Here is a 25,314-nt window from a genome sequence, read left to right on the forward strand (position 1 = left end):
GAGAACCTCCGAAGGAGGTTTGCGCCGAGCGTAGCGAGACAACGTTGCGCAGCAACGGCCCGAAGGGCGCTTATCGAAGATAAGCGTAATCCTCTCTCGCCGACCATTTTATAAACCTGCTTGAAAAAGCAGGTTTTTTTCGTCTGTAGAAAATAGGGCCGTGGGCTGTGAGCTTTGTGCCGACGCGCATGACATGGACGGATCGCAAAGTCGCTGTACGCATCCCTGCGCGCTCGGCCCGCGTATTACGCACCTCATCCCTGAGGTGCGCCCTAAACGGGCCAACGCTGCGCGTTGTTCAAAAACGCTCCCGGCGTTTTTGGCTTTGTCGCGGGACGCTTTGCTCTTCCGTCCATGCCATTCGCGTTTTAGCTGAAGCGCTGCCGGTTTGTCGTTTTATAGAGACAATTAAAGGGTTGATTTGAATGCTTTTATAAGCAATAGATTTTGGCTGTCTCAAAATTGAGACAGCCAATCGATCGTTTGTCGTCTGTCCCCGACAATTTAAACGATGTCGCGCAGGCTAAGTAATTTCATGCTATTGAAAATAAAGGCTTTACTATATTTTCAGCAACCTGGCACGCCTTGTGCAATAATTATAGCGTAGATGCTCATTCCACCTCTTATGTCTGCTGATGCTGCATAAACCTGGGAATGACGCAGAGCCACTTTTGGGTACCCGTTGTCTGCCTGCCTGTATCGCTCTCGCCTTACAGGATCAACAGACATACCGTTGAGTCGGGTACCTCAGGGTTGTCTTACCGACCTGATCTTACACCTGCTTCTGGCAGGTGTTTTTTTTTGCGCCAGATAATGGGCAAAAAAAAGCCGGGCAAGCCCGGCGTAAACAAGTAACAACAACATTAAGCATTCGGGTTGTTTTTCAGCGTCAGCAGTAAGCCTTCGCGGCGCATTTTCGCCGCTTCTTCCGGACGATGCATACGGTCGTAGACATCCGCCAGCCACGCATAGTCGAACGCGTCGGGACGCTGCGCCAGCGCCTGCTGGAACGCCTCGGCGGCCTGCTGCCATTCGCCGTGGCGCATCAGCAGCTGGCCCAGCGTGCTGTGCAGCAGCGGCGTCGCGCCGTGCTGCTTGATCTGCTGGCGCAGCGCTTTCTCCAGCGCTTCCGGATTGCTGCTCTTAATGCGCGGCATCAGCAGCACCAGACGATCGTCATAGTGGCGCTTCAGGCCGTCGAGAACGATCTCCTGCGCGGTCTGGTGATCGTCGCACTCAATCAAATGATCCGCCATCGCCACCTGCAGCGCCGTTTGCTGACGCGTTTTACGGCTGAGATTCGACCACCAGCGCTTCAGGCCATCGCTGCCCTGATCGGCCATCGCCTGATTCATCAGACCCAGCCACGCCTGCTGCTGTAGATCGGCGCGATGCTGCTCATCGCCCACCTGCGACTTTTCCATCGCCGGCAGAATGTCGATCAGGGAACTCCAGGCGCCGGTACGCAGGTAAGCCTGCTCCGCCAGACGCAGCACTTCCGGGTGACGCGGCGCGACTTCCAGCAGGCGATCGATGCCGTGACGCGCGGCGTGATCTTCATTACGCGCCAGCAGAATGCGCGCGCGGGTGATTTCAACCGGGATCACGTCGTTGTCCGACAGCTCGGCGGCGCGTTCAAGATGCTGGTTAGCGCGGATTTCATCGCCGCGCTGCTGCGCCGCCTCGGCCGCCAGCAGGTAGTTGGCCACCGGCACGTCGGCGTGATCGGCGTCTTTCGACAGCAGCTTCTCAACCTGGCGATGATCGCCTTCGGCGAGCTTCATCAGCGCGGTCTGGGTGTGGCGCTGCGCGCGGCGACGCTTACGGCCGGTAAACCAGCCGCGGGTGCGCGCGCCGGTGCGAAACAGGCGGCGCAGCAGCCACTCCACGCCAAGAATGATCAGCAGGCTGATAATCAGAATGATCGCCAGGCCCGTGACGCTGGTTTCCACATTCCAGTTGTCGGTCTGAATCAGCACATAGCCCTGATGGCCGGCGATCATCGGACCGACCACGATGCCGGCGATCAGCAGAACGAACAGGATAAATACCTTAAGCATGCGCTTAGCCTCCTTGCGGCTGGTCAGCTGCGACGGAAGGCTGCGCAATCAGATTGCGCACGCGCGTCTGCATCAGCTTATCGATAAGCGGCTGACTTTCCAGATTGTCCGGCAGGTTCATATTAATGCTCTGCTGGCTCAGTTCATCCAGCTGCGCCAGAAAGGCTTTGGTCGCCGGATCGTTGGTGTCATACCAGGCGCGCACCCAACTGGAGACGGTGTCGATCGACTGTTTATAGATCTCATCCTGGTGACGCGGCACCGCCTGGGCGGCGATCAGCAGACGCGAGCGAATATTTTCGCGCAGATAAACGTCCTGGTTCGGTGCCAGCAGCGGCTGCGCCGTGTTGTCGCGACGGCGAATGGTGATGAAGTCATCCATAAAGTTATGCCAGCTTTTCACCAGATTCTGACGCCATTCGCGCAGTGAAGAGGTCAGCTCGCCGCCATCGCTGTCCATCGGCGCGTCGTCGCTGTCGTTGTCAGCCAGGCGCAGGTTGTCGACGCCATTCGACAGCTGGTTCAGCTTGAGAATGATGCCGTCGTAATCGATCTGGTCGATGGCCGAAAGCGTGCTGATATCCTGCGTCAGCGCGCGGCGCACGCTCGTGACGCTGGGATCGTTCATATCGGCCAGGCTGGCGTCGGCGCTTTTCAGCAATGCGGCGGCGGTGGTGACGTCCTGATCGCTCCAGAGCTTGCGGCCCGCCAGTTTCACCAGGTAGTCCGCCTGCGATACCAGCCAGGCGTGCACGTCATTCCCGGAGATCGTGGCGACCTTTTCGCGCAGGGTTTCCAGCTCTTTCGCCGTCGCGGCCTGCTGAGTGCGCGCGTCGTTCAGCGCGTTTTGCGCGCTGCTCAGCTGCTGCGCCAGCTGCTGTTTGTCGCTGCCCGCTTGCTGCTGCAAAGCGTTCAGCTTATCGCTCAGGCTTTGATTCGCCTGCGCCTGAAGTTCAGCCTGATGTTTTCCGTTAAGGTATAAACCCGCGCCGGTCGCCAGCGCGATAATAATCGCCACCGCGCCCAGCACCATGCCGCCGCTCTTTTTGTCGCGCGGCGGTTGCGGGCGGGAAGAGGGCGAAGTGTCTGCCGCTGGCGTCGTCTCTTCAACCGTGGCGGAGGTCGCTTTTTGTTCCGTCATCTGTGGCACATCCCATGATTAAGTTCAGCGTAACGCGCGCAGCAGCGCGTCGTTATCGGCCCCATCAGCTACCTGAATATCCTGCCAGCCCAGTTCACTGGCCAGCGTAGCCAAACGTTCGCTGACGACAATCAGTCGACAGCGCAATAACCATTCCTCGCGATCGACCGCGGGGAACAGAGAAAACAGCTGTTGTAACATTTCGCCGCTGCTGACCACCAGCGTTGTGATGCCGCGGTTGCGCCAGCGTCGACCTTCAATAGCGCCGTCGTAGTGTTTGTGACAGCGCTGATAGCACTGGCTAAACGTGACCTCGGCGCCGCGCGCGGAAAGCGTTTCCGCCAGCAGTTCGCGCCCAGGATTTCCCCTTAAAATCAGCGCTTTCTTACCAGAAACCCGCTGCAAGGCCGCCAGGTTGATCAGCGCTTCGCTGGTTTCCTGCGCGTGCGGATAGTCGACGTGTCGACCGCTGGCGGTGTGAAACGCCAGCGCGGTGCTGCGACCAATTGCATAATAGTCTACGTCTGCGGGCCACGCTGCGTTGTGACGCGCCAGCGCGGGCTGCGCATGGCGGATCACCTGCTGCGAGAGCAGAAACACCAGGTCGCCGGCGCGCAGCGCGGCCAGCTGCTGCGGCAGGCGATCAAGATCACTGCCCGGCGCAAACTCGATCAGCGGCAGCGTCCACGCCTCGCGGCCGAGGCTGCGCAGGCGGGTCGCCAGCTCGCTGGCGGCGGGTTCCGGGCGCGTGACCAGGATAGTCATGCAGGCGGCTGCCCTTGATAAACCTCGCGCAGAATATCGCGTGCGCCGTTGCCGAGCAGCTCTTCGGCGAGCGAAACGCCCATCGCTTCCGCCTCGGCGCGCGGGCCGCGACGTTCGCCGCGCACCATGACGCTGCCGTCCGGCGCGCCAACCAGGCCACGCAGCCAGAGCTGGTCGCCTTCCAGCAGCGCAAAGCTGCCGATCGGTACCTGACAGCCCCCTTCCAGCCGCGTGTTCATGGCGCGCTCCGCCTTCACGCAGATGGCGGTGTCGTCATGATTGAGCGCCTGCAGCAGGCCGATCAGCTCGCTGTCGTCGAGACGGCACTCAATGCCGACCGCGCCCTGGCCCACGGCGGGCAAGGAGATTTCCGGCGGCAGCGACTGGCGGATGCGTGATTCAAGATCCAGGCGCTTCAGTCCGGCGGTCGCCAGGATAATGGCGTCATAGTCGCCCGCGTCGAGTTTCGACAGGCGGGTGCCGACGTTGCCGCGCAGCGAACGGATCACCAGATCCGGTCGGCGCTCGCTAATCTGGCTCTGGCGACGCAGGCTGGAGGTGCCGACCACCGCGCCCTGCGGCAGGGCGTCCAGCGAGTCGTAGTGGTTTGAGACGAAGGCGTCGCGCGGATCTTCGCGCTCGCAAATCGTGACCAGCCCTAATCCCTCAGGGAACGCGACCGGCACATCCTTCATTGAATGCACCGCGAGATCGGCGCGATTTTCCAGCATCGCCAGCTCAAGCTCTTTGACAAACAATCCCTTGCCGCCCACTTTCGCCAGCGGTGTATCAAGAATAATGTCGCCTTTGGTCACCATCGGCACCAGCTCTACGCGCAGGCCCGGATGCGCGGCCATCAGGCGCCGCTGGACATAATGTGCCTGCCAGAGCGCAAGGGGACTTTGTCTTGTAGCAATTCTGAAAATTTTGTCTAACATGCTGTTAACCATTTTGATCGTTCACCGAATATCCTATCATTGTCGGCTGATGGCTGACAGTTTCAACGGATTATTTGACCGGGATAGCGGCAACAGGCACCCGGCAGAAGAGGATAACGCGGCAAGCGGCGTCCGAAAGCGCAGGACGCGAACAGGAACGTGCTAAACTGTTAAGTAGCGCAACTTTCTTTACGGTCAATCTGCCAGGTGTTAGATTGATCACGTTTCCAGCAATAATCTGCCCAACTTTTTCGATTACAAAGCGGCAGGTTTCGGAAACAGGTTGCTTAAACACTGGGACAATCAGGCGAAACGTCTTGTACCTCTACATTGAGACACTGAAACAGAGACTGGATGCCATTAATCAGCTGCGCGTCGATCGCGCGCTGGCTGCGATGGGACCTGCTTTCCAGCACGTATACAGTCTGCTGCCGACCTTACTACATTATCATCACCCGCTGATGCCAGGTTACTTTGACGGTAACGTTCCCCGAGGCATCAGCTTCTTCACGCCTGAAGAAAATCAGCTGGCGCTGATGCGCGAGCTGGCGGGCAGCCATGAGCTGACGCTGGACGTGTCGCGCAGCGGCGAAATGCCAATCACCGCTATCTATTCGATGGGCAGCACCTCGTCGGTGGGGCAGAACAGCGTCTCCGATCTCGATATCTGGGTCTGCCATCAATCCTGGCTCGACAATGAAGAGCGCCTCAACCTGCAGCGCAAGTGCACGCTGTTGCAGAAGTGGTGCGTCTCGATGGGCGTGGAAGTCAGCTTCTTTCTGATTGATGAAAACCGCTTCCGCCATAATGAAAGCGGCAGCCTGGGCGCGGAAGACTGCGGCTCGACGCAGCATATTTTGCTGCTGGACGAGTTCTACCGCACCGCCGTGCGCATGGCGGGCAAACGCATTCTGTGGAATATGGTGCCGTGCGAAGAGGAACATCACTACGACGACTATGTGATGTCGCTCTATGCGCAGGGCGTGCTGACGCCCAACGAGTGGCTCGACCTGGGCGGCCTGGGCACGCTGTCGGCGGAAGAGTATTTCGGTGCCAGCCTGTGGCAGCTCTATAAAAGCATCGACTCGCCCTATAAGGCGGTGCTGAAAACCCTGCTGCTGGAAGCCTACAGCTGGGAATATCCCAACACGCAGCTGCTGGCGATGGATATCAAACAACGACTGCACGACGGTGAAATCGTCAGCTTCGGCCTCGATCCTTACTGCATGATGCTGGAGCGCGTGACGCACTACCTGACCAGCGTGGACGATCAGCCGCGCCTCGATCTGGTACGCCGCTGCTTCTATTTGAAAGTGTGCGAGAAGCTGAGCGCCGACGAAAACAGCAGCCGCTCAGGCTGGCGCCGCGAGATCCTGTCGCAGCTGGTAAAAGAGTGGGGCTGGGACGAAGAGAAACTGGCGATCCTCGACAACCGCGGCGGCTGGAAAATCGAACGCGTGCGCGAAGCGCATAACGAGCTGCTGGATGCGATGATGCAGAGCTATCGCAACCTGATCCGCTTCGCACGCCGCAACAATTTAAGCGTCAGCGCGAGTCCGCAGGATATCGGCGTGCTGACGCGTAAACTGTACGCCGCGTTCGAAGCGCTGCCGGGCAAGGTCACGCTGGTCAACCCGCAGATTTCGCCCGACCTGTCGGAAGAGAACCTCACCTTTATTCATGTGCCGGCGGGCCGCGCCAATCGCTCAGGCTGGTATCTCTATAACCAGGCGCCGGACATGAGTTCGATCATCAGCCATCAGCCGCTGGAGTATAACCGCTACCTGAATAAGCTGGTGGCCTGGGCGTGGTTCAACGGCCTGTTGACCAGCAAAACGCGGCTGCATATCAAAGGCAACGAGATCTGCGATCTGGCGCGCCTGCAGGAGCTGGTGAACGACGTCTCCTCTCACTTTCCGCTGCGTCTGCCCGCGCCGACGCCAAAGGCGCTCTACAGCCCGTGCGAAATCCGCCATCTGGCGATTATCGTCAACCTTGAGCATGACCCGACCGCCGCTTTCCGCAATCAGGTGGTGCACTTCGACTTCCGCAAGCTCGACGTCTTTAGCTTCGGCCAGCAGCAGCAGTGCCTGATCGGCAGCATCGATCTGCTCTACCGCAACTCGTGGAATGAGGTGCGCACGCTGCACTTCAGCGGCGAACAGGCGATGATCGAAGCGCTGAAGACCATTCTGGGCAAAATGCATCAGGACGCCGCGCCGCCGGACACGGTAGAGGTCTTCTGCTACAGCCAGCACCTGCGCGGGCTGATCCGCACCCGCGTTCAGCAGCTGGTGTCTGAATGCATTGAGCTGCGTCTCTCCAGCACGCGTCAGGAGCCGGGCCGCTTTAAGGCGCTGCGCATGGCGGGCCAGACGTGGGGACTCTTCTTCGAACGCATGAGCGTCTCGGTGCAGAAGCTGGAGAACGCGGTGGAGTTTTACGGCGCCATCTCCAACAACAAGCTGCACGGCCTGTCGATCAAAGTGGAATCGAACCAGACGCCGCTGCCGCCGGTGGTAAACGGCTACGCCAGCGAAGGCATTATTCAGTTCTTCTTCGAAGAGACCACCAACGAGCAGGGGTTCAACATCTATATTCTGGATGAAACCAACCGCGTCGAGGTCTATCACCACTGCGAAGGCAGTAAAGAGGAGCTGGTGCGCGACGTCAGCCGGTTCTACTCCTCGTCGCACGATCGCTTTACCTACGGCTCGAGCTTTATCAACTTCAATCTGCCGCAGTTCTACCAGATCGTGAACACCGGCGATCGCTTCCAGGTGATCCCGTTCCGCAGCCAGACGCTGACCCAGCTCTGCGCGACGCAGCCGGATAACGATAACGGCGACTATCAGCCGCGCTATCAGGTGCACTGACGCCGCGCTCGCCGCGCGGCCCTTTCCTTATTGAACTGTCACCGCGCGCACGTGAAATGCGGGGATTTCCTGTTGCTTTTCCATCTTCAACTGCGATGATAAGCAACCAGGTTAAGGACAGAAGAGCAGAAAAGATGAAGAGAGTAAAAAGCCTGTTGGCAATGGCGCTGGCGCTCGCGAGCCTGGCAGGCTGTGGACTAAAAGGACCGCTTTACTTCCCGCCCGCCGAACAGCCAAAGACGCAAACGCCTCAGCAGGCTGAGCAGCAGAAACAGCAGCAGCAGCAGCGCGCGGCGCAGGCCGATACCAAAGGACTGGTGAGCGGCGGCAACGCCAGCATGTCAGCAGACTAATCGTAATGGCGCACCCGGCGGAGCAAAAAATGCAGTTCTCCAAAATGCACGGTCTTGGCAACGACTTTATGGTGGTCGACGCCGTGACGCAAAACGTCTTTTTTTCGCCGGAGCTGATTCGCCGGCTGGCGGATCGCCATCTGGGGATCGGTTTCGATCAGCTGCTGATCGTCGAACCGCCTTACGATCCCGATCTCGACTTTCACTATCGCATTTTCAACGCCGACGGCAGCGAAGTGGCGCAGTGCGGCAACGGCGCGCGCTGTTTCGCCCGTTTTGTGCGGCTAAAAGGGCTGACCAACAAAAGCGAGATCCGCGTCAGCACGCAGACCGGACGCATGGTGCTGAGCGTGACGCCGGACGAACTGGTGCGCGTCAATATGGGCGAGCCGAATTTCGAGCCGCAGCAGGTGCCGTTCCGCGCCAATAAAGCGGAAAATCTCTATCTGCTGCGCGTCGCCGAACAGACGGTGATGTTTGGCGCGGTGTCGATGGGCAATCCGCACTGCGTGATCCAGGTCGACAGCGTGCAGACCGCCGCGGTCGAGACCCTGGGCCCGTCGCTGGAGAGCCACGAACGCTTTCCCGAGCGCGTCAACGTCGGCTTTATGGAAGTGGTCTCGCCGGAGCATATTCGCCTGCGCGTCTACGAGCGCGGCGCGGGCGAAACCCAGGCGTGCGGCAGCGGCGCCTGCGCCGCGGTTGCCTGCGGCGTCCAGCAGGGCATTTTGTCGCCGAAAGTGCGCGTCGATCTGCCGGGCGGCACGCTACATATCGCCTGGAAAGGCGCCGGTCAGCCGCTGTTTATGACCGGCCCCGCCACACACGTTTACGATGGGTTTATTCATCTATGAAAAATATCGAAGAGCAGGCTGACAACACGCTCCTGCTGGACGATCAGGCTGTTAACCTCTATCTGCAGCAAAATCCCGACTTCTTTATCCGCAACGCCCGCCAGGTTGAACAGATGGCGGTGCCGCATCCGGTGCGCGGCAGCGTGTCGCTGGTGGAGTGGCATATGGCGCGCCAGCGCAACCATATTCAGCGGCTGGAGGAGGAGATCACGCTGCTGATGGAGCAGGCGAGCGCCAATCACGAGCTGTTTGATCGGCTGCTGGCGCTGCAGGGGCATCTGGCTGCGGCCGGCTCGCTGCAGGATATGCTTAATCGCCTGCAGCGCTGGGCGCGCGATCTGGGACTGGCGGGCGCCAACCTGCGTCTGTTCGCCGATCAATGGCGGCTGGGCGCGCCCTCGGAGTTCGTCCAGCTCGGCCTGTCGCGCCAGGCGTTCGAGCCGCTGCGCATCCAGCGTTTCGGCCAGCAACACCATTTTCTCGGCAGCCTGAACGGCCCGGAGCTGCTGCTGCTGCTGCCGCAGGCCAAGGCGATCGGCTCCGTGGCGATGTCGCTGATGGGCGAACGCGGCGAGCTGGGCGTGCTGATCTTCAGCAGCCGCGACAGCCAGCACTATCAGGCCGGGATGGGCACGCTACTGCTGCAGCATCTGGCGCAGATGATGCCAGAGCTGCTGCTGCGCTGGGTAGAACGCGCATGAGCGCGCTGCAGGCCGTCGTCGACGAATTCCTGCGCTATCTCAGGGTCGAGCGTCAGCTCAGCCCGCTGACGCAGGAAAACTACGCGCGCCAGCTGGCGACGCTGACGGAGATGGCGGAAGAGATGAAGCTCAGCAGCTGGGCGGCGCTGGAGCCTGCGCAGGTGCGCAGCATGGCGTCGCGCAGTCGCCGCGCCGGGTTAGGCGCCAGCAGCCTTGCGCTGCGCCTCTCGGCGCTGCGCAGTTTTCTCGACTGGCAGGTCAGCCAGGGCAAACTCTCTGCTAATCCCGCCAAAGGGGTCACCACGCCGCGCAACGCGCGTCATCTGCCGAAAAATATCGACGTCGACGAGGTCAATCAGCTGCTGGAGATCGACCTTAACGATCCGCTGGCGGTGCGCGACCGCGCGATGCTGGAGGTGATGTACGGCGGCGGGCTGCGCCTGTCGGAGCTGGTGAATATAGACTGCCGCCACGTCGACTTCGAGGCGGGCGAGGTCTGGGTCACCGGCAAAGGCAGCAAAGAGCGGCGCGTGCCGATCGGCCGCACCGCCGTCGCCTGGCTGGAACGCTGGCTGCCGCTGCGCGCCAGCTTCGGCGGCGAGGATGACGCGCTGTTTCTCTCCAGCCGCGGCCGCCGCATTTCGGCGCGCAACGTGCAGAAGCGCTTCGCCGAATGGGGCGTGAAGCAGGGCGTCGCCAGCCATATCCATCCGCACAAGCTGCGCCACTCGTTCGCCACCCATCTGCTGGAGTCGAGCGGCGATCTGCGCGCGGTGCAGGAGCTGCTGGGCCACGCCAGTCTGTCGACCACGCAGATCTATACCCATCTCGACTTCCAGCATCTGGCGACGGTGTATGACGCTGCGCACCCACGTGCCAAACGAGGAAAGAACGAATGAAGTTTTACCGTCCGTTACGCGCCGTGAAGGCGATCACCTTCGATCTCGACGATACGCTCTACGACAACTATCCGGTGATCCGCAAAACCACCGCCGAATCGCACGCGGCGCTGCAGGCCTACCATCCGTCGCTGCGCGAATTCACGCCGCGCGATTATCAGGCGCTGCGCGACGAGCTGCTGGCTCGCGAGCCGGATATCTACCACGACGTGTCGGAGTGGCGTCGACGCTCGGTCGAACTGGCGCTGCTCAACGCCGGCCTTACGGCGCAGCAGGCGACGGCGGGCGCGGAGGAGATCATGGGCGTCTTCCATCACTGGCGCAGTCAGGTGGCGATGCCGGAAGAGACGCATGAGACGCTGAAGGCGCTCGGCGCGAAAGTTCCGCTGGTGGCGATCACCAACGGCAACGCGCGCCCGGAGCAGCTCGGCATTGCCGACTACTTTCAGTTTGCGCTGCGCGCCGGGCCGGACGGCCGCGCGAAGCCTTATCAGGATATGTACCATCTCGCCGCGCAGCGGCTCGGTCTGGCGCCGGAGCAGATCCTGCACGTGGGCGACGATCTCACCACCGACGTGGCCGGCGCGCTGCGCTGCGGCATGCAGGCGTGCTGGATCAACCTGCGCGGCGGCAACCTGATGCAGATTGCCGACGCGCGTCTGTTGCCGCATGTCGAAATTTCGCGATTGGCATCCCTGACCTCACTGTTATAATGGCTGTAGATTTATCCAGTCGTGCCCTGAGTCATGCGCCTTGCCGCAAGCCGAATGATTCAGGGCGCGCTTTTTGTTTTCTTAGATAGACGGTGCCTATGGACGTTTCTGATCTGCTTAACGGTTTGAATGACAAACAGCGCGAAGCCGTGGCGGCGCCGCGCAGCAACCTGCTGGTGCTGGCAGGCGCAGGCAGCGGAAAAACACGCGTCCTGGTGCACCGTATCGCCTGGCTACTGTCGGTAGAGAACTGCTCGCCCTATTCGATTATGGCGGTAACCTTTACCAACAAAGCGGCGGCGGAGATGCGTCACCGTATCGAACAGCTGATCGGCACCAGCCAGGGCGGTATGTGGATCGGTACCTTTCACGGCCTTGCTCATCGTCTGCTGCGCGCGCACCATCTCGACGCCGGCCTGCCGCAGGATTTCCAGATCCTCGACAGCGAAGATCAGCTGCGCCTGCTGAAGCGCCTGATTAAGGCGATGAATCTGGATGAGAAGCAGTGGCCCGCGCGTCAGGGCATGTGGTACATCAACGGCAAGAAAGATGAAGGGCTGCGCCCGAAGCATATCGAAAGCTACGGCAACCCGGTGGAGCAGACCTGGCTGCGTATCTATCAGGCGTATCAGGAAGCATGCGACCGCGCCGGGCTGGTCGATTTCGCCGAGCTGCTGCTGCGCGCCCATGAGCTGTGGCTGCATAAGCCGCATATTCTCAATCACTATCGCGAGCGCTTCAGCAATATTCTGGTGGATGAGTTTCAGGACACCAACAACATTCAGTACGCCTGGATCCGCATGCTGGCGGGCGACAGCGGCCGGGTAATTATCGTCGGCGACGACGATCAGTCGATCTACGGCTGGCGCGGCGCGCAGGTCGAGAACATCCAGCGCTTCCTGCAGGATTTCCCGGCGGCGGAGACCATCCGCCTTGAGCAGAACTATCGCTCCACCAACAATATCCTGAAGTCGGCCAACGCCCTGATCGCCAACAACAACGGCCGTCTCGGCAAAGAGCTGTGGACCGACGGCAGCGATGGCGATCCTATCTCTATCTACTGCGCCTTTAACGAGCTGGACGAAGCGCGCTTCGTGGTCAACCGCATCAAAACCTGGCAGGAAAATGGCAACGCCCTGCAGGACTGCGCCATTCTCTACCGCAGCAACGCCCAGTCGCGCGTGCTGGAAGAGGCGCTGCTGCAGAGCAGCATGCCGTACCGCATTTACGGCGGCATGCGCTTCTTCGAGCGTCAGGAGATCAAAGATGCGCTCGCCTATCTGCGCCTGATCGCCAACCGCAACGACGACGCCGCCTTCGAGCGCGTGGTCAATACGCCGACGCGCGGCGTGGGCGATCGCACGCTCGACGTGGTGCGGCAGACCGCCCGCGAACGGCAGATGACGCTGTGGCAGGCGACGCGCGAGCTGCTGCAAACCAAAGCGCTGGCGGGGCGCGCCGCCTCGGCGCTGCAGCGTTTCTGCGAGCTGGTCGATTCGCTGGCAGGCGAAACCGCCGAGATGCCGCTGCATGTGCAGACCGACCGCGTGATCAAAGACTCTGGCCTGTGGGTGATGTATGAGCAGGAGAAAGGCGAAAAGGGCCAGGCGCGTATCGAAAACCTTGAGGAACTGGTGACGGCGACGCGCCAGTTCAGCTATCAGGATGAAGATGAAGATCTGATGCCGCTGCAGGCGTTTCTGTCGCACGCCGCGCTGGAAGCGGGCGAAGGCCAGGCTGACAAGTGGCAGGACGCGGTGCAGCTGATGACGCTGCACTCGGCGAAGGGGCTCGAGTTCAGCCAGGTCTTTATCGTCGGCATGGAAGAGGGCATGTTCCCGAGCCAGATGTCGATTGACGAGGGCGGCCGTCTGGAAGAGGAGCGCCGTCTCGCCTATGTCGGCGTGACGCGCGCCATGCTGAAGCTGACGCTGACCTACGCCGAGTCGCGTCGACTCTACGGCAAAGAGGTTTATCATCGGCCGTCGCGCTTTATCGGCGAGCTGCCGGAAGAGTGCATCGAAGAGGTGCGTCTGCGCGCCAGCGTTAGCCGTCCGGTCAGCCATCAGCGCATGGGCACGCCGGTAACGAAAAGCGACAGCGGCTTCTCGCTGGGCCAGCGCGTCAAACATGCCAAATTCGGCGAAGGCACCATCATCAATCTGGAAGGCAGCGGCGAACACAGCCGCGTGCAGGTGGCATTTCAGGGGCAGGGCATCAAGTGGCTGGTGGCCGCTTATGCGAAGCTGGAAACCGCTTAGTCACCGGTTGACGACTTTTTCGTCTCAGCGTAACATGCGCGCACTATTATCAAGAGAGGACAATGCCTTGGATACGCCCAGTCGATGCTGGCTCAGTCACCTGGTTACCAGGAATAACATCTAAGGCTACCTCTTTTTGCTGGTAGCCTTAGCGGTTATCAGCGACCTCCCTTTTGTATCCCGTCGCACGAGTCAGCACTGATTCACCTTTTGAACGAGCGTTTCCGTGTTCAGGCGTTGCCGTGGCCGATCGGCCAACGGCCTTGTCCCATTTAGTCTGCAATGGGGAGTATTGCTATGCTGAGCGCATTTAAACTGGATCGCAGCCGCCTGACGCGTCTGGAGCTGGAAGACCAAAACGACAAACTGACCACCTCGGTCTGGGTCGATCTGATCGAGCCGGAAGAGGGCGAGCGCGACCGCGTGCAGAGCGAGCTGGGGCAGAGCCTGGCGACGCGTCCCGAGCTGGAGGATATCGAAGCCTCGGCGCGTTTCTTCGAAGATGAAGACGGTCTGCATATTCACTCTTTTTTCTTTTACGAAGATGCGGAAGATCACGCCGGCAACTCCACCGTGGCGTTCACCATCCGCGAAGGGCGTCTCTATACGCTGCGCGAGCGTGAGCTGCCTGCGTTTCGCCTTTATCGCATGCGCGCCCGCAACCAGACGCTGATCGACGGCAACGCCTTTGAGCTGCTGCTGGATCTGTTCGAGACCAAAATCGAGCAGCTGGCGGATGAGATCGAGAATATCTATAGCGCGCTGGAGAAGCTCAGCCGCGTGATTATGGAAGGGCAGCAGGGCGAAGAGTATGACCAGGCGCTGTCGCGTCTCGCCGAGCTGGAAGATATCGGCTGGAAGGTGCGTCTCTGCCTGATGGATACCCAGCGCGCGCTCAATTTCCTGGTGCGCAAGGCGCGTCTGCCGAACAACCAGCTGGAGCAGGCGCGCGAGATCCTGCGCGATATCGAGTCGCTGCTGCCGCATAACGAATCGCTGTTCCAGAAGGTCAACTTCCTGATGCAGGCGGCGATGGGTTTTATCAACATCGAGCAGAACCGCATTATCAAGATCTTCTCGGTGGTATCGGTGGTGTTTCTGCCGCCGACGCTGGTAGCGTCAAGCTATGGGATGAACTTCGAGTTTATGCCGGAGCTGAAGTGGAGCTTTGGTTATCCGGCGGCGATTGGTCTGATGATCCTCGCCGGCCTGGCGCCTTATCTCTATTTCAAACGCAAGAACTGGCTGTAACGTCTCAAACCGCACGGCCTAATCTTACAGGCCGCAGAGACGTTAACGAGCGAATGGCCTGGCCCGAAGAGCAAAGCGTCCCGCGACAAGGACAAAAACGCCGGGAGCGTTTTTGAACAACGCAAAGCGTTGGCCCGGACACGGGCGCACCTCAGGGATGAGGTGCGTATACGCGCGGGCCGAGCGAGCAGGGATGCGTAAAGCGACTTTGCGATCGGGCCATGCCATGCGCGCAGGCACCAAACTAACAGACTAAGCAGTCCGCTTTATCGCGCGTCGGCTACGCAGCGTCGCCACCACCGCATCAAAAATAAATACCGCCAGCGCCAGCCAGATAAACGCGAACGTTACCATCTTGTCGGGCGTGATGGTCTCGCCGTAAAACAGCACCGCCAGCAGGAACATCAGCGTCGGGCCAAGATACTGGAAAAAGCCGACGGTAGAGAGGCGCAGCCGCGTACAGGCGGCGGCAAACAGCATCAGCGGAATGGTGGTTACGATGCCCGCCGCCACCAGCTTCAGGTTCAGACTCAGCGGGTTGGCGCTCAGGTGACTGGTCGGGGTATCGGCAACGCCGAACAGATAGATCGCCGCCAGCGGAAACAGCCACAGCGTCTCGATCAGCATGCCGCTCTGCGCATCGACCTGAATCTTTTTACGCACCAGCCCATAAAAGGCGAAGCTCAGCGCCAGCCCGAGCGCGATCAGCGGCACCGAGCCGAACTGCCACAGCTGCACCAGCACGCCAATTGCCGCCAGCAGCACCGCCAGCCACTGCAGGCGGCGAAAGCGCTCGCGCAGAAACAGCATGCCGAGCACCACGTTAATCAGCGGGTTGATAAAGTAGCCGAGGCTCGCTTCCAGCATATGCTGGTTATTCACCGCCCAGATAAACAGTAGCCAGTTGCCGCCGATGGTCACGGCGGTCAGCGCCAGCAGCAGCACCTTTTTCGGCTGCGCCAGCACGCTGCGCACCTGCGTCCAGCTGCGGCTCAGGCTGATCAGCACCAGCATAAAAAGCGCCGACCAGATGACGCGGTGGGTCATGATTTCTGTTGGGGGAACGGTTTTCACCAGCTTGAAGTAGGCTGGAGCGATGCCCCAGATAAAGTAGGCGCCGAGCGCGAAGCCAATGCCCTGGCGAGTCTGTTGCGTATCCATAAAAAAGCGTCCGGAAAAAAATGAATTCTCGCACGGTGTCGGCGATTAACCAATCAAATAGGTCGCCGTCGCCGTGGCAATATAGTCGCCCTGCTGGTTATGCAGCTCAACGCGCGCCACCGCCACTTTGTTTCCGGCGCGCAGCAGGCTGCTGGTGGCGGTAAAGCGCTCGCCGCGGCCGGGCCGCAGATAGTCGACGCGCATATCGATGGTGCCCATGCGCGACAGGCGCTGACGCAGCTCCTCTTCGCTGATGCTCTCCGCGCGCGTCAGCGCGTTGCTGACGCAGACCATGCCGGCGGCGACGTCCAGCACCGAGGCGATCACCCCGCCGTGCAGGATCTGCTGCGCGGCGTTGCCCACCAGCATGGTTTTGTTAGCGAAGCTGATTTCGGCGTAGTCGCTCTCCAGCCGATCCAGCTCCAGGCCGAGCGCCTGATTAAACGGCATGTGATAAATAAAAATTTCGCCCACCATGCGGCGGGCTTCCTGCTGAGACAGCAGCGCTGAAGACATAATGATTATCCTGCGAACACGCCCTGAGCGGCGTGGAATGTTAACGAATTGTGTATTCTAAGCCGCGCGCGAGGGGCTTTCCAGTTTCAGAAATCAGCGCTCATCTTCACCGACTTTTGCGTGTAGAATGGCCTCCTTTTTGTGACTCCCCATTAATTTGACACGCAGCCTTCACCGGAGAATGTTATGCGCAAGCATCGCGCCTTGTTAGCAGCCGCCCTGTTACTTCCTGCACTGGCGCAGGCAGAGGAAGCCACCGTAAAAGATGTCCATGACACCCCTCAGGTGCGCGGCAGCATTATCGCCAACCTGCTGGAGAAGCACGACAACCCGTTTGTGCTCTACCCGTATGAGAGCAACTATCTGCTCTATACCTACACCAGCGACATCAATAAAGAGGCGATCTCCTCCTATAACTGGGGGAACAACGCGCGCAAAGATGAGGTGAAATTTCAGCTCAGTCTGGCATTTCCGCTGTGGCGCGGTATTCTGGGTGACAACTCCGTGCTGGCGGCTTCCTATACGCAACGCTCCTGGTGGCAGCTGTCGAACCGCGGCGAGTCCTCTCCGTTCCGCGAAACCAACTATGAGCCGCAGCTGTTCCTCGGCTGGGCAACGGATTACGACTTCGCCGGCTGGACGTTGCGTGATGTGGAAGTGGGCGTCAATCATCAGTCCAACGGCCGCAGCGATCCGACGTCGCGCAGCTGGAACCGCGTCTATGCGCGCCTGATGGCGCAGAACGGCAATTTCCTCGCCGAAGTAAAACCCTGGTACCGCATACCGGACAGCGAAGACGATAACCCGGATATCACCAAATATATGGGCTACTACCGCCTGAAGCTGGGCTATATCGCGGGCGAGAATATCTTCAGCGTGGAAGGCAACTACAACTGGAATACCGGTTTTGGCGGCGCAACGCTGGGCTGGAGCTACCCGATCAGCGAACACGTTCGTTTCTATACCCAGGTGTTTAGCGGTTATGGCGAGTCGCTTATCGACTACAACCATCGCCAGACGCGTGTCGGCGTCGGCGTGATGCTAAACGATCTGTTCTGACTCTCCGGAAAACAACAGGATTACAGTGGCAATCTCGGCAGTACATAATCAGGTATCGCTGGCGCAGCAGGTATTGCAGGATACCTTCGGCTATCAGCATTTTCGTCCCGGTCAGCAAACCATTATCAATGCGGCGCTGAGCGGACGGGATTGTCTGGTCGTCATGCCCACCGGCGGCGGTAAATCGCTCTGTTATCAGATCCCGGCGCTGGTGCAAGAGGGGCTGACGCTGGTGGTGTCGCCGCTCATCTCCCTGATGAAAGATCAGGTGGATCAGCTGCTGGCGAACGGCGTGGCGGCGGCGTGCCTCAACTCCACCATGACGCGCGAGCAGCAGCAGCAGGTGATGGCGGACTGCCGCACCGGCCGCGTGAAGCTGCTCTATATCGCGCCCGAGCGTCTGATGATGGATAACTTCCTCGACAGTCTGGCGCACTGGCAGCCGGCGATGCTGGCGGTCGACGAAGCGCACTGTATTTCGCAGTGGGGTCACGACTTCCGTCCTGAATATGGCGCGCTGGGCCAGCTGCGCCAGCGGTTCCCGCAGCTGCCGGTAATGGCGCTGACCGCCACCGCCGACGAAACCACGCGCAACGACATCGCGCATCTGCTGCATATGCAGGATCCGCTGATTCAGATCAGCAGCTTCGATCGCCCCAATATTCGCTATACGCTGGTGGAGAAGTTCAAGCCCACCGAGCAGCTGCTGCGCTACGTTCAGGATCAGCGCGGCAAAAGCGGCATTATCTACTGCAACAGCCGCGCCAAGGTAGAAGACACCGCCGCGCGTCTGCAAAGCCGCGGGCTGAGCGTCGGCGCCTATCACGCCGGTATCGACAGCGCGCAGCGCGCCCGCGTGCAGGAAGCCTTCCAGCGCGACGACCTGCAGATCGTGGTGGCGACGGTGGCGTTCGGTATGGGCATTAACAAGCCCAACGTGCGCTTCGTGGTGCACTTCGACATTCCGCGCAATATCGAATCCTACTACCAGGAAACTGGCCGCGCCGGACGCGACGGCCTGCCGGCCGAGGCGATGATGCTTTACGATCCGGCGGATATGGCGTGGCTGCGCAAATGTCTGGAAGAGAAAGCGCCCGGTCCGCTGCAGGATATCGAGCGTCACAAGCTTAACGCCATGGGCGCGTTCGCCGAGGCGCAGACCTGCCGCCGTCTGGTGCTGCTGAACTATTTCGGCGAAGGGCGTCAGCAGCCGTGCGACAACTGCGATATCTGCCTCGATCCGCCGAAGCGCTATGACGGCCTGGTAGAGGCGCAGAAAGCGCTCTCCAGCATCTATCGCGTCGGTCAGCGTTTCGGCATGGGCTATGTGGTCGAGGTGCTGCGCGGCGCCAATAACCAGCGCATCCGCGACCAGGGCCATGACAAACTGCCGGTTTACGGCATTGGCCGCGAGCAGAGCCATGAGCACTGGGTCAGCGTGCTGCGCCAGCTGATCCATCTGGGGCTGGTGACGCAGAATATCGCTATGCACTCCGCCCTGCAGCTGACGGAAGCGGCGCGTCCGGTGCTGCGCGGCGAAGTGCCGCTGATGCTGGCGGTGCCGCGCCTTAACGCGGCGAAGCCGAAAAGCAGCAGCTCGCCGAAAATTTACGGCGGCAACTACGATCGCAAGCTGTTCGCCAAGCTGCGCAAGCTGCGTAAAGCGATTGCTGACGAAGAGAATATCCCGCCCTACGTGGTGTTTAACGACGCCACGCTGATTGAGATGGCGGAGCAGATGCCGGTGACGGCGTCGGAGATGCTGAGCGTCAACGGCGTCGGCCATCGAAAACTAGAGCGCTTTGGCAAACCCTTCCTGGTGATGATCAAAGAGCACCTTGATGATGAAGAGTAAAGGAAACTCCCCATGCTGATGTTATTCGCTACGGTCGCGCTGGTGCATCTGGTCGCGCTGATGAGTCCCGGCCCGGACTTCTTTTTTGTGTCGCAAACCGCCGCCAGCCGCTCGCGCAAAGAGGCGATGATGGGGGTGTTCGGCATTACGCTGGGCATTGTGATCTGGGCGGGCGTGGCGCTGATGGGGCTGCATCTGATCCTGGAGAAGATGGCGTGGCTGCATCAGATCATTATGGTTGGCGGCGGTCTCTATCTGCTGTGGATGGGCTGGCAGCTGCTCGGCTCCGCGCGTCAGCGCCATAAGCAGCCGGTGCAGGACGCGCCGGTGGTCGAGCTGCCGAAAAAGGGCAGAAGCTTTCTTAAAGGTTTTCTTACCAACCTGTCGAACCCGAAAGCGATTATCTATTTCGGCAGCGTCTTCTCGCTGTTCGTCGGCAACGACGTTGGCGCGCTGGAGCGCTGGGGGCTGTTTTTGCTGATCGTCGGTGAGACCTTTGCGTGGTTTACGCTGGTGGCGGCGATCTTCGCGCTGCCGTGGATGCGGGATAAGTATCAGCGCGCGGCGAAGTGGGTGGATGGCGTAGCAGGAGTGTTGTTCGCCGGTTTCGGCATCCACCTCATCATTTCTCGTTAAGGCCTGGCTTACTTGCCAGCTTGCGGTTGGGCAGTGCTCGTCATCCTCACGTACTACTGTACGCTGCGGTGACTGCGCGCTGGCCGCCCGCAATCTGGCTGCGCCGCCGACGGCCTGAGCATGCGTGCCAACAGTCTTATGCTATTCTGCGTGCGCTTGCCAGTAACGCGCCAACCGCCATAAACAGCCCGCCAAAGATACGGTTCAGCCGCTTCATCTGCTTCGGTCCCTTGATCCAGCCCGCAATGCGCGTGGCCAGCGTGGCGTAGCCAATCATCACGATGATATCGACCACAATGGTGGTGGCGCCGAGCACCAGATACTGCATCGCCTGCGGCTGGTGCGGCAGAATAAACTGCGGAAACAGCGCGGCGAGAAACACGATGCTTTTCGGATTGGTGAGATTCACCAGCACCGCGCGCTTGAACAGGCGACGACGCGGCATCGCGCGGGAGACGGCGTCCAGATCGATAGCGCCCGCAGAGCGCCACTGCTGAATGCCGAGCCACACCAGATAGGCGGCGCCGGCCCACTTCAGCACCTCGAACGCCAGCAGCGACTGCGAAAACAGCGCGCCCAGCCCGATACCCACCAGCAGGATATGGATCGCCAGGCCGAGCTGCAAACCACTGATTGAGGCCGCCGCGCCGCGATAGCCGTGGCTAATGCCGGTGCTCATGGTGTTAATGGCGCCGGAACCAGGCGACAGGCTCAGGATTGTGGTGGTAAGAAGGTAGGTCAGCCACCATTCAGTGGTCATGGGTTGCGCTCCCTGTCTGGGCGGAAATATGACACAATACGCCAGAAACAAGCGCGACGCTACGGGCCGCATGCGCGGCTTGCGACAGGCCTGTCGCGCCTCTGCAGGGGGAAAGATGGAACGACATAAAGCGAGCTGGCTCAAACGGGAAAAAGCCTTTGCCGCCTTTGCGCACGGTCCGCTGCTCGACTTCTGGCAGCGCCGCGAAGAGCGCGAATTTGTCGGCGTGGAAAACGTCACGCTGCGCTATGTGCGCTTCACTGCGCCGCAACATAAGCGCGTTATTCTTATCGTACCCGGACGCATCGAAAGCTACGTCAAATATCCCGAGCTGGCGTATGACCTGTTTCACTGCGGCTTTGACGTCGTCATCCTCGATCATCGCGGCCAGGGACGCTCCGATCGCCTGCTGCAGGATACGCATCGCGGCCACGTCGCGGAGTTCATGCACTATGTGGACGATCTGGAAACGCTCTACCTGAAAGAGATCGTCAGCGGCCATTATCAGCAGCGCTATGCGCTGGCGCACTCCATGGGCGGCGCGATCCTGACGCTGTTTCTGGCGCGTCAGCCACAGGCGTTTCACGCCGTGACACTGGTGGCGCCGATGTTCGGCATTGCGCTGCCGATGCCCGCATTTCTGGCGAACCGCATTCTCGACTGGGCGGAAAAGCGCCCGGCGATGCGCGATGGCTACGCCCTCGGCACCGGCCGCTGGCGCGCCCATCCCTTCGGCATCAATCGCCTGACGCACAGCGCCGAGCGCTATCGCCGCAGCCTGCGCTTTTACGCCGACGATCCGGCGATCCGCGTGGGCGGCCCGACCTATCACTGGGTGCGCGAAGGCATCCACGCCGGGCGCAATATCCTGAGCCTGGCCAGCACCATCACAACGCCCATCCTGCTGCTGCAGGCGGGCGACGATCGCGTGGTGGATAACCGGTCGCAGGATCTCTTCTGCGCGGCGATGGCGCAGGCGGGCCATCCCTGCGAGGCGCGGGTGATTAACGAGGCGCGTCATGAGATCCTGTTTGAAAAAGATGCGATGCGCGCCGAGGCGCTGAACGCGCTGGTCGATTTTTTTGAGGCACACCCTTAATTCGAATACTTACCTTACCGGCTTCGGCCTAAAACATTACCTGAGGTTTTCATGTTTCAAATCGTCGCATCCGACCTGGATGGCACGCTGCTCTCTCCCGAACATCGCCTGACCCCTTACGCCCACGATATTCTGCAACAGCTGGTGGCGCGCGATATCCACTTTGTCTTCGCCACCGGACGCCACTATATCGACGTGGGACAGATGCGCGATAAGCTGGGCATTCCCGCCTATATGATCACCTCGAACGGCGCGCGCGTGCACAACGCGGAAGGCGAACTGGTGTTCAGCCACAACCTCGACGAAGATATCGCGCTGGAGCTTTACGGGCTGCACTACGCCAATCCGGCGATCCTGACCCACGTTTACCGCGACGACGAATGGTTTATGAGCCGCACCCATCCGGCGGAGCAGGACTATTTTCGCGAGTCGGTGTTCCACTATCAGGTCTATGAGCCAGGCATGCTGCCCGGCGATAACATCAGCAAGGTCTTTTTCACCAGCGACGATCCCGAAGCGCTGATCCCGCTCGAGCTGGCGCTGCAGGCGCGCTGGGGCGATCGCGTCAACGTCAGCTTCTCGCTGCCGACCTGTCTGGAAGTGATGGCGGGCGGCGTATCGAAAGGCCACGCGCTGGACGCGGTGGCGCGACAGCTTGGCCACTCCTTAAAATCGTGCATTGCCTTCGGCGACGGCATGAATGACGTGGAGATGCTGAGCATGGCGGGCAAAGGCTGCATTATGCGCAACGCCCACCAGCGGCTGAAAGATACGCTGCCGGATCTGGAAGTGATTGGCAGCAACGGGGAAGACGCCGTGCCGCATACGCTGCGCACGCTGTTTCTCTCCTGACGGCAACGGGCCGGCGCGATGCCGGCCCGCTTCGTTATGACGCCAGCTGCTGCTTGTGCCTGCGTTCGTTGATCATGGTCAACAGCAGCAGGATCACCGCCAGCACGCAGCCCACCACCATCACCAGGAAGCCGCCGTCCCAGCCGAAAAAGTCGACGGTATAGCCGACGATGGCGCTGGCCGCGACCGAGCCGCCCAGATAGCCGAACAGGCCGGTAAAGCCCGCCGCGGTGCCCGCCGCTTTCTTCGGTGCCAGCTCCAGCGCGTGCAGGCCGATCAGCATCACCGGGCCGTAAATTAAAAAGCCGATGACGATCATGCAGGCCATATCGACGCCGGGGTTACCCGCCGGATTGAACCAGTAGACCACGGTAGCAATGGTCACCAGCGTCATAAAGAAGACGCCGGTCGCACCGCGATTCCCCTTGAACACCTTGTCCGACATCCAGCCGCACAGCAGCGTGCCGGGAATACCGGCGTACTCATAGAGAAAATAGGCCCATGACGACTTATCGAGCGTGAAGTGCTTTACCTCTTTCAGATAGGTCGGCGACCAGTCGAGAATGCCGTAGCGCAGCAGATAGACAAAGACGTTGGCCAGCGCGATATACCACAGCAGCTTGTTGGGCAGCACGTACTGCATAAAGATCTGCTTCGCCGTCAGCTCCTCTTCGTGCGTGGCGCTATAGTCGGGCGGGTAATCGTTTTTATACGCCTCGATGGGCGGCAAGCCGCACGACTGCGGCGTATCGCGCATCAGGGCGAAGGCGATCAGCGCCACGGCGATAGCGGCGAAGGCGGGCATATAAAGCGCCGCTTTCCAGTCGCTGAACCAGGCCATGCCGAGCAGAAACAGCAGCGGCGGCAGGCCGCCGCCGACGTTATGGGCGCAGTTCCACACCGACACGATGCCGCCGCGCTCTTTCTGCGACCACCAGTGCACCATGGTGCGCCCGCACGGCGGCCAGCCCATGCCCTGAAACCAGCCGCAGAGAAACAGCAGAACGAACATCACCATAATGCTGGAGGTCGCCCAGGGCACAAAGCCCATAAACAGCATCACCGCGGCGGCGAGGATCAGCCCGGCGGGCAGAAAGACGCGCGGATTCGAGCGATCCGACACCGAGCCCATAATGAATTTCGAGAAGCCATACGCAATCGAGATGCCAGAAAGCGCAAAGCCGAGATCGCCGCGCGAAAAGCCCTGCTCCACCAGATAGGGTATCGCCAGCGCGAAGTTTTTACGCACCAGATAGTAGGCGGCGTAGCCGAAAAAGATGCCGAAGAAGATCTGCCAGCGCAGACGACGATATAATGGATCAACCTGATCTTCCGCGACCTGCGGTCGATGCGGCGCGGGTTTAAAGATACTCAGCATAGCTGCCCTCCCAGGCGTCTTGTCGTTGTTATGCAAAGGTGCGGCGCGTTCCAGAGGTCGCCGCGATGTTCCTTTTCGCGTCTATTCTGGCGTTTTTCGCGCATGGGAGCTGTGATAGTTGACACATTTGTTACACTTTTATGACAATAACGGCAGGTTAATTTCACAAAATGGTGTTAATCGCGCATCGCTTATAAAACCTTCACTTATGCCTGCGCTGAGCGTTGCTTTTATGATCAATTGTCAACCAGAAAGCGCCGCGTCGCCGCAGTACATTGATTACACTAGCGGCCTCCTTTTTTATGCAGGATCGACGCTGTGCTGTTACTGATCGTTACCACTATTCTTTGGGCGTTCTCCTTTAGCCTGATTGGAGAATATCTGGCGGGGCAGGTGGACACCTGGTTCTCGGTATTGATGCGTCTGGCGCTGGCGGCGCTGGTGTTCTTACCTTTTTTGCGCTGGCGCGGCTATCGTCCCTCGACGCTGCTGCTCTATATGCTGGTGGGGATGCTGCAGCTCGGCATCATGTACCTGATCAGCTTTGAGGCCTATCTCTACCTCAGCGTGTCGGAGTTTTTGCTGTTTACCGTGATGACGCCGCTCTACGTTACCCTGATCTATGACCTGATCAGCAAACGGCCGCTGCGCATCGGCTACGCCTTCAGCGCGCTACTGGCGGTGGCGGGCGCGGCGATTATTCGCTATGACAAAGTCAGCGACCATTTCTGGTTCGGGCTGCTGCTGGTGCAGCTGGCCAACCTCTGCTTTGCCGTGGGGATGGTGGGCTACAAGCGTCTGCAGGAGACCCGGCCGATGCCGCAGCACACCGCCTTTTCCTGGTTTTATCTCGGCGCGGTGCTGATTGCGATTGTCGCCTGGTTTCTCTGGGGCAATCCGGCGAAGCTGCCGACCACCTCGCTGCAGTGGGGCATTCTGGTCTGGCTGGGCGTGGCGGCGTCGGGGCTGGGCTACTTTATGTGGAACTACGGCGCGACGCAGGTCGACGCGGGCACGCTGGGCATTATGAACAATATGCACGTGCCGGCCGGCCTGCTGGTCAATCTGGCGATCTGGCAGCAGAAGCCGCACTGGCCCAGCTTTATCGCCGGCGCGCTGGTGATTTTCGCCTCGCTCTACGTGCACAAACGCTGGGTGCTGCGCAGTCGCTGAGGCGCGTCATCGG

Annotated in this window: 22 protein-coding genes and 1 other RNA gene; 15 read left to right on the forward strand and 8 right to left on the reverse strand. The window is 60.3% G+C overall.

What is annotated here, in order from left to right:
* Positions 1 to 106, forward strand: a non-coding RNA gene (locus B2J69_RS07520) — RtT sRNA; the annotation flags it as partial.
* A 757-nt stretch (positions 107 to 863) separates the two neighbouring features.
* On the opposite strand, the gene hemY is transcribed toward B2J69_RS07520, so the two are convergent.
* Genes hemY through hemC form a run of 4 tightly spaced genes read right to left on the reverse strand, consistent with a single transcriptional unit; the run spans position 864 to position 4,904 of the window.
* Positions 864 to 2,060 (reverse strand): protoheme IX biogenesis protein HemY, encoded by a 1,197-nt coding sequence (hemY, locus tag B2J69_RS07525; protein WP_081137922.1) that lies wholly within the window; start codon positions 2,058 to 2,060, stop codon positions 864 to 866.
* Positions 2,061 to 2,064: 4 nt separating this feature from the next.
* On the reverse strand, positions 2,065 to 3,201 hold the full coding sequence (gene hemX, locus B2J69_RS07530; RefSeq protein ID WP_081137924.1) for a uroporphyrinogen-III C-methyltransferase: 1,137 nt from the start codon (positions 3,199 to 3,201) through the stop codon (positions 2,065 to 2,067).
* 24 nt (positions 3,202 to 3,225) lie between these two features.
* On the reverse strand, positions 3,226 to 3,966 hold the full coding sequence (gene hemD / locus B2J69_RS07535; protein WP_081137926.1) for a uroporphyrinogen-III synthase: 741 nt from the start codon (positions 3,964 to 3,966) through the stop codon (positions 3,226 to 3,228).
* Entirely contained in the window at positions 3,963 to 4,904 is a 942-nt protein-coding gene (gene hemC / locus B2J69_RS07540; protein WP_081137997.1) for a hydroxymethylbilane synthase, read from the reverse strand. The genes hemD and hemC overlap by 4 nt, the downstream gene beginning before the upstream one ends.
* 317 nt (positions 4,905 to 5,221) lie before the next feature.
* On the opposite strand from hemC, the gene B2J69_RS07545 reads away from it, so the two are divergent.
* The 8 genes from B2J69_RS07545 (at position 5,222) to corA (ending at position 14,812) form a co-directional block, all read left to right on the forward strand.
* Positions 5,222 to 7,780 (forward strand): class I adenylate cyclase, encoded by a 2,559-nt coding sequence (locus B2J69_RS07545; RefSeq protein WP_081137929.1) that lies wholly within the window; start codon positions 5,222 to 5,224, stop codon positions 7,778 to 7,780.
* A 134-nt stretch (positions 7,781 to 7,914) separates the two neighbouring features.
* Positions 7,915 to 8,133, forward strand: a complete 219-nt coding sequence (gene lptM, locus B2J69_RS07550; protein ID WP_081137931.1) for an LPS translocon maturation chaperone LptM — start codon at positions 7,915 to 7,917, stop codon at positions 8,131 to 8,133.
* Positions 8,134 to 8,162: 29 nt separating this feature from the next.
* On the forward strand, positions 8,163 to 8,987 hold the full coding sequence (dapF, locus tag B2J69_RS07555) for a diaminopimelate epimerase (RefSeq protein ID WP_081137999.1): 825 nt from the start codon (positions 8,163 to 8,165) through the stop codon (positions 8,985 to 8,987).
* On the forward strand, positions 8,984 to 9,688 hold the full coding sequence (locus B2J69_RS07560) for a DUF484 domain-containing protein (protein WP_081137933.1): 705 nt from the start codon (positions 8,984 to 8,986) through the stop codon (positions 9,686 to 9,688). The genes dapF and B2J69_RS07560 overlap by 4 nt, the downstream gene beginning before the upstream one ends.
* The gene (gene xerC / locus B2J69_RS07565; protein ID WP_081137935.1) at positions 9,685 to 10,587 is read left to right on the forward strand and encodes a tyrosine recombinase XerC; all 903 of its coding nucleotides are present in this window, start codon (positions 9,685 to 9,687) and stop codon (positions 10,585 to 10,587) included. The genes B2J69_RS07560 and xerC overlap by 4 nt, the downstream gene beginning before the upstream one ends.
* Positions 10,584 to 11,300, forward strand: coding sequence for a 5-amino-6-(5-phospho-D-ribitylamino)uracil phosphatase YigB (gene yigB / locus B2J69_RS07570; RefSeq protein ID WP_081137937.1), 717 nt, complete (start codon positions 10,584 to 10,586; stop codon positions 11,298 to 11,300). Before xerC ends, yigB begins: the two co-directional genes overlap by 4 nt.
* Positions 11,301 to 11,398: 98 nt before the next feature.
* Positions 11,399 to 13,561 (forward strand): DNA helicase II, encoded by a 2,163-nt coding sequence (gene uvrD, locus B2J69_RS07575; RefSeq protein WP_081137939.1) that lies wholly within the window; start codon positions 11,399 to 11,401, stop codon positions 13,559 to 13,561.
* A 297-nt stretch (positions 13,562 to 13,858) separates the two neighbouring features.
* A complete protein-coding gene (corA, locus tag B2J69_RS07580) occupies positions 13,859 to 14,812 on the forward strand; it encodes a magnesium/cobalt transporter CorA (RefSeq protein WP_081137941.1) in 954 nt (317 codons plus the stop codon).
* 252 nt (positions 14,813 to 15,064) lie between these two features.
* On the opposite strand, the gene rarD is transcribed toward corA, so the two are convergent.
* Together rarD and B2J69_RS07590 are read right to left on the reverse strand one after the other, a co-directional pair.
* Positions 15,065 to 15,973, reverse strand: a complete 909-nt coding sequence (rarD, locus tag B2J69_RS07585) for an EamA family transporter RarD (RefSeq protein WP_081137943.1) — start codon at positions 15,971 to 15,973, stop codon at positions 15,065 to 15,067.
* Between the two features lie 45 nt (positions 15,974 to 16,018).
* Positions 16,019 to 16,489, reverse strand: a complete 471-nt coding sequence (locus B2J69_RS07590) for a thioesterase family protein (protein WP_081137945.1) — start codon at positions 16,487 to 16,489, stop codon at positions 16,019 to 16,021.
* A 186-nt stretch (positions 16,490 to 16,675) separates the two neighbouring features.
* Here B2J69_RS07590 and pldA point away from each other — a divergent pair, with 186 nt between their 5' ends.
* The 3 genes from pldA to rhtC are packed head-to-tail and all read left to right on the forward strand — an operon-like array spanning position 16,676 to position 20,039.
* A complete protein-coding gene (pldA, locus tag B2J69_RS07595) occupies positions 16,676 to 17,548 on the forward strand; it encodes a phospholipase A (RefSeq protein ID WP_081137947.1) in 873 nt (290 codons plus the stop codon).
* A 25-nt stretch (positions 17,549 to 17,573) separates the two neighbouring features.
* On the forward strand, positions 17,574 to 19,403 hold the full coding sequence (gene recQ, locus B2J69_RS07600) for an ATP-dependent DNA helicase RecQ (RefSeq protein WP_081137949.1): 1,830 nt from the start codon (positions 17,574 to 17,576) through the stop codon (positions 19,401 to 19,403).
* A gap of 12 nt (positions 19,404 to 19,415) precedes the next feature.
* Positions 19,416 to 20,039, forward strand: coding sequence for a threonine export protein RhtC (gene rhtC / locus B2J69_RS07605; protein WP_081137950.1), 624 nt, complete (start codon positions 19,416 to 19,418; stop codon positions 20,037 to 20,039).
* Between the two features lie 136 nt (positions 20,040 to 20,175).
* Here rhtC and rhtB read toward each other — a convergent pair whose 3' ends face one another.
* Positions 20,176 to 20,799 carry a homoserine/homoserine lactone efflux protein gene (gene rhtB, locus B2J69_RS07610; RefSeq protein WP_081137951.1) on the reverse strand — a complete coding sequence of 208 codons (624 nt, stop codon included), beginning with the start codon at positions 20,797 to 20,799 and terminating at the stop codon, positions 20,176 to 20,178.
* Between the two features lie 115 nt (positions 20,800 to 20,914).
* Here rhtB and pldB point away from each other — a divergent pair, with 115 nt between their 5' ends.
* Positions 20,915 to 21,898: a lysophospholipase L2 gene (pldB, locus tag B2J69_RS07615; protein ID WP_081137952.1), complete on the forward strand. Its 984-nt coding sequence runs from the start codon at positions 20,915 to 20,917 to the stop codon at positions 21,896 to 21,898.
* Positions 21,899 to 21,949: 51 nt separating this feature from the next.
* Positions 21,950 to 22,750 (forward strand): sugar/pyridoxal phosphate phosphatase YigL, encoded by an 801-nt coding sequence (yigL, locus tag B2J69_RS07620; RefSeq protein ID WP_081137953.1) that lies wholly within the window; start codon positions 21,950 to 21,952, stop codon positions 22,748 to 22,750.
* A gap of 34 nt (positions 22,751 to 22,784) precedes the next feature.
* Here the strand turns inward: yigL and glpT are convergent, their stop codons facing one another.
* A complete protein-coding gene (glpT, locus tag B2J69_RS07625) occupies positions 22,785 to 24,128 on the reverse strand; it encodes a glycerol-3-phosphate transporter (protein ID WP_081137954.1) in 1,344 nt (447 codons plus the stop codon).
* Positions 24,129 to 24,446: 318 nt separating this feature from the next.
* Here glpT and B2J69_RS07630 point away from each other — a divergent pair, with 318 nt between their 5' ends.
* On the forward strand, positions 24,447 to 25,301 hold the full coding sequence (locus tag B2J69_RS07630; RefSeq protein ID WP_081137955.1) for a carboxylate/amino acid/amine transporter: 855 nt from the start codon (positions 24,447 to 24,449) through the stop codon (positions 25,299 to 25,301).
* The last annotated feature ends 13 nt before the right edge of the window (positions 25,302 to 25,314 follow it).

This window comes from Pantoea latae (genome assembly GCF_002077695.1).
In the GTDB taxonomy this organism is placed as follows: Bacteria; Pseudomonadota; Gammaproteobacteria; order Enterobacterales; family Enterobacteriaceae; genus Pantoea; species Pantoea latae.

Coding starts and splice junctions, on each gene's coding strand:
- dapF (WP_081137999.1), top strand. CDS start 8,163: ATGCAGTTCTCCAAAATGCACGGTCTTGGCAACGACTTTATGGTGGTC.
- hemD (WP_081137926.1), bottom strand. CDS start 3,966: ATGACTATCCTGGTCACGCGCCCGGAACCCGCCGCCAGCGAGCTGGCG.
- B2J69_RS07560 (WP_081137933.1), top strand. CDS start 8,984: ATGAAAAATATCGAAGAGCAGGCTGACAACACGCTCCTGCTGGACGAT.
- corA (WP_081137941.1), top strand. CDS start 13,859: ATGCTGAGCGCATTTAAACTGGATCGCAGCCGCCTGACGCGTCTGGAG.
- rhtB (WP_081137951.1), bottom strand. CDS start 20,799: ATGACCACTGAATGGTGGCTGACCTACCTTCTTACCACCACAATCCTG.
- hemC (WP_081137997.1), bottom strand. CDS start 4,904: ATGTTAGACAAAATTTTCAGAATTGCTACAAGACAAAGTCCCCTTGCG.
- rhtC (WP_081137950.1), top strand. CDS start 19,416: ATGCTGATGTTATTCGCTACGGTCGCGCTGGTGCATCTGGTCGCGCTG.
- pldA (WP_081137947.1), top strand. CDS start 16,676: ATGCGCAAGCATCGCGCCTTGTTAGCAGCCGCCCTGTTACTTCCTGCA.
- yigB (WP_081137937.1), top strand. CDS start 10,584: ATGAAGTTTTACCGTCCGTTACGCGCCGTGAAGGCGATCACCTTCGAT.
- xerC (WP_081137935.1), top strand. CDS start 9,685: ATGAGCGCGCTGCAGGCCGTCGTCGACGAATTCCTGCGCTATCTCAGG.
- B2J69_RS07590 (WP_081137945.1), bottom strand. CDS start 16,489: ATGTCTTCAGCGCTGCTGTCTCAGCAGGAAGCCCGCCGCATGGTGGGC.
- lptM (WP_081137931.1), top strand. CDS start 7,915: ATGAAGAGAGTAAAAAGCCTGTTGGCAATGGCGCTGGCGCTCGCGAGC.
- rarD (WP_081137943.1), bottom strand. CDS start 15,973: ATGGATACGCAACAGACTCGCCAGGGCATTGGCTTCGCGCTCGGCGCC.
- yigL (WP_081137953.1), top strand. CDS start 21,950: ATGTTTCAAATCGTCGCATCCGACCTGGATGGCACGCTGCTCTCTCCC.
- uvrD (WP_081137939.1), top strand. CDS start 11,399: ATGGACGTTTCTGATCTGCTTAACGGTTTGAATGACAAACAGCGCGAA.
- pldB (WP_081137952.1), top strand. CDS start 20,915: ATGGAACGACATAAAGCGAGCTGGCTCAAACGGGAAAAAGCCTTTGCC.
- hemY (WP_081137922.1), bottom strand. CDS start 2,060: ATGCTTAAGGTATTTATCCTGTTCGTTCTGCTGATCGCCGGCATCGTG.
- glpT (WP_081137954.1), bottom strand. CDS start 24,128: ATGCTGAGTATCTTTAAACCCGCGCCGCATCGACCGCAGGTCGCGGAA.
- hemX (WP_081137924.1), bottom strand. CDS start 3,201: ATGACGGAACAAAAAGCGACCTCCGCCACGGTTGAAGAGACGACGCCA.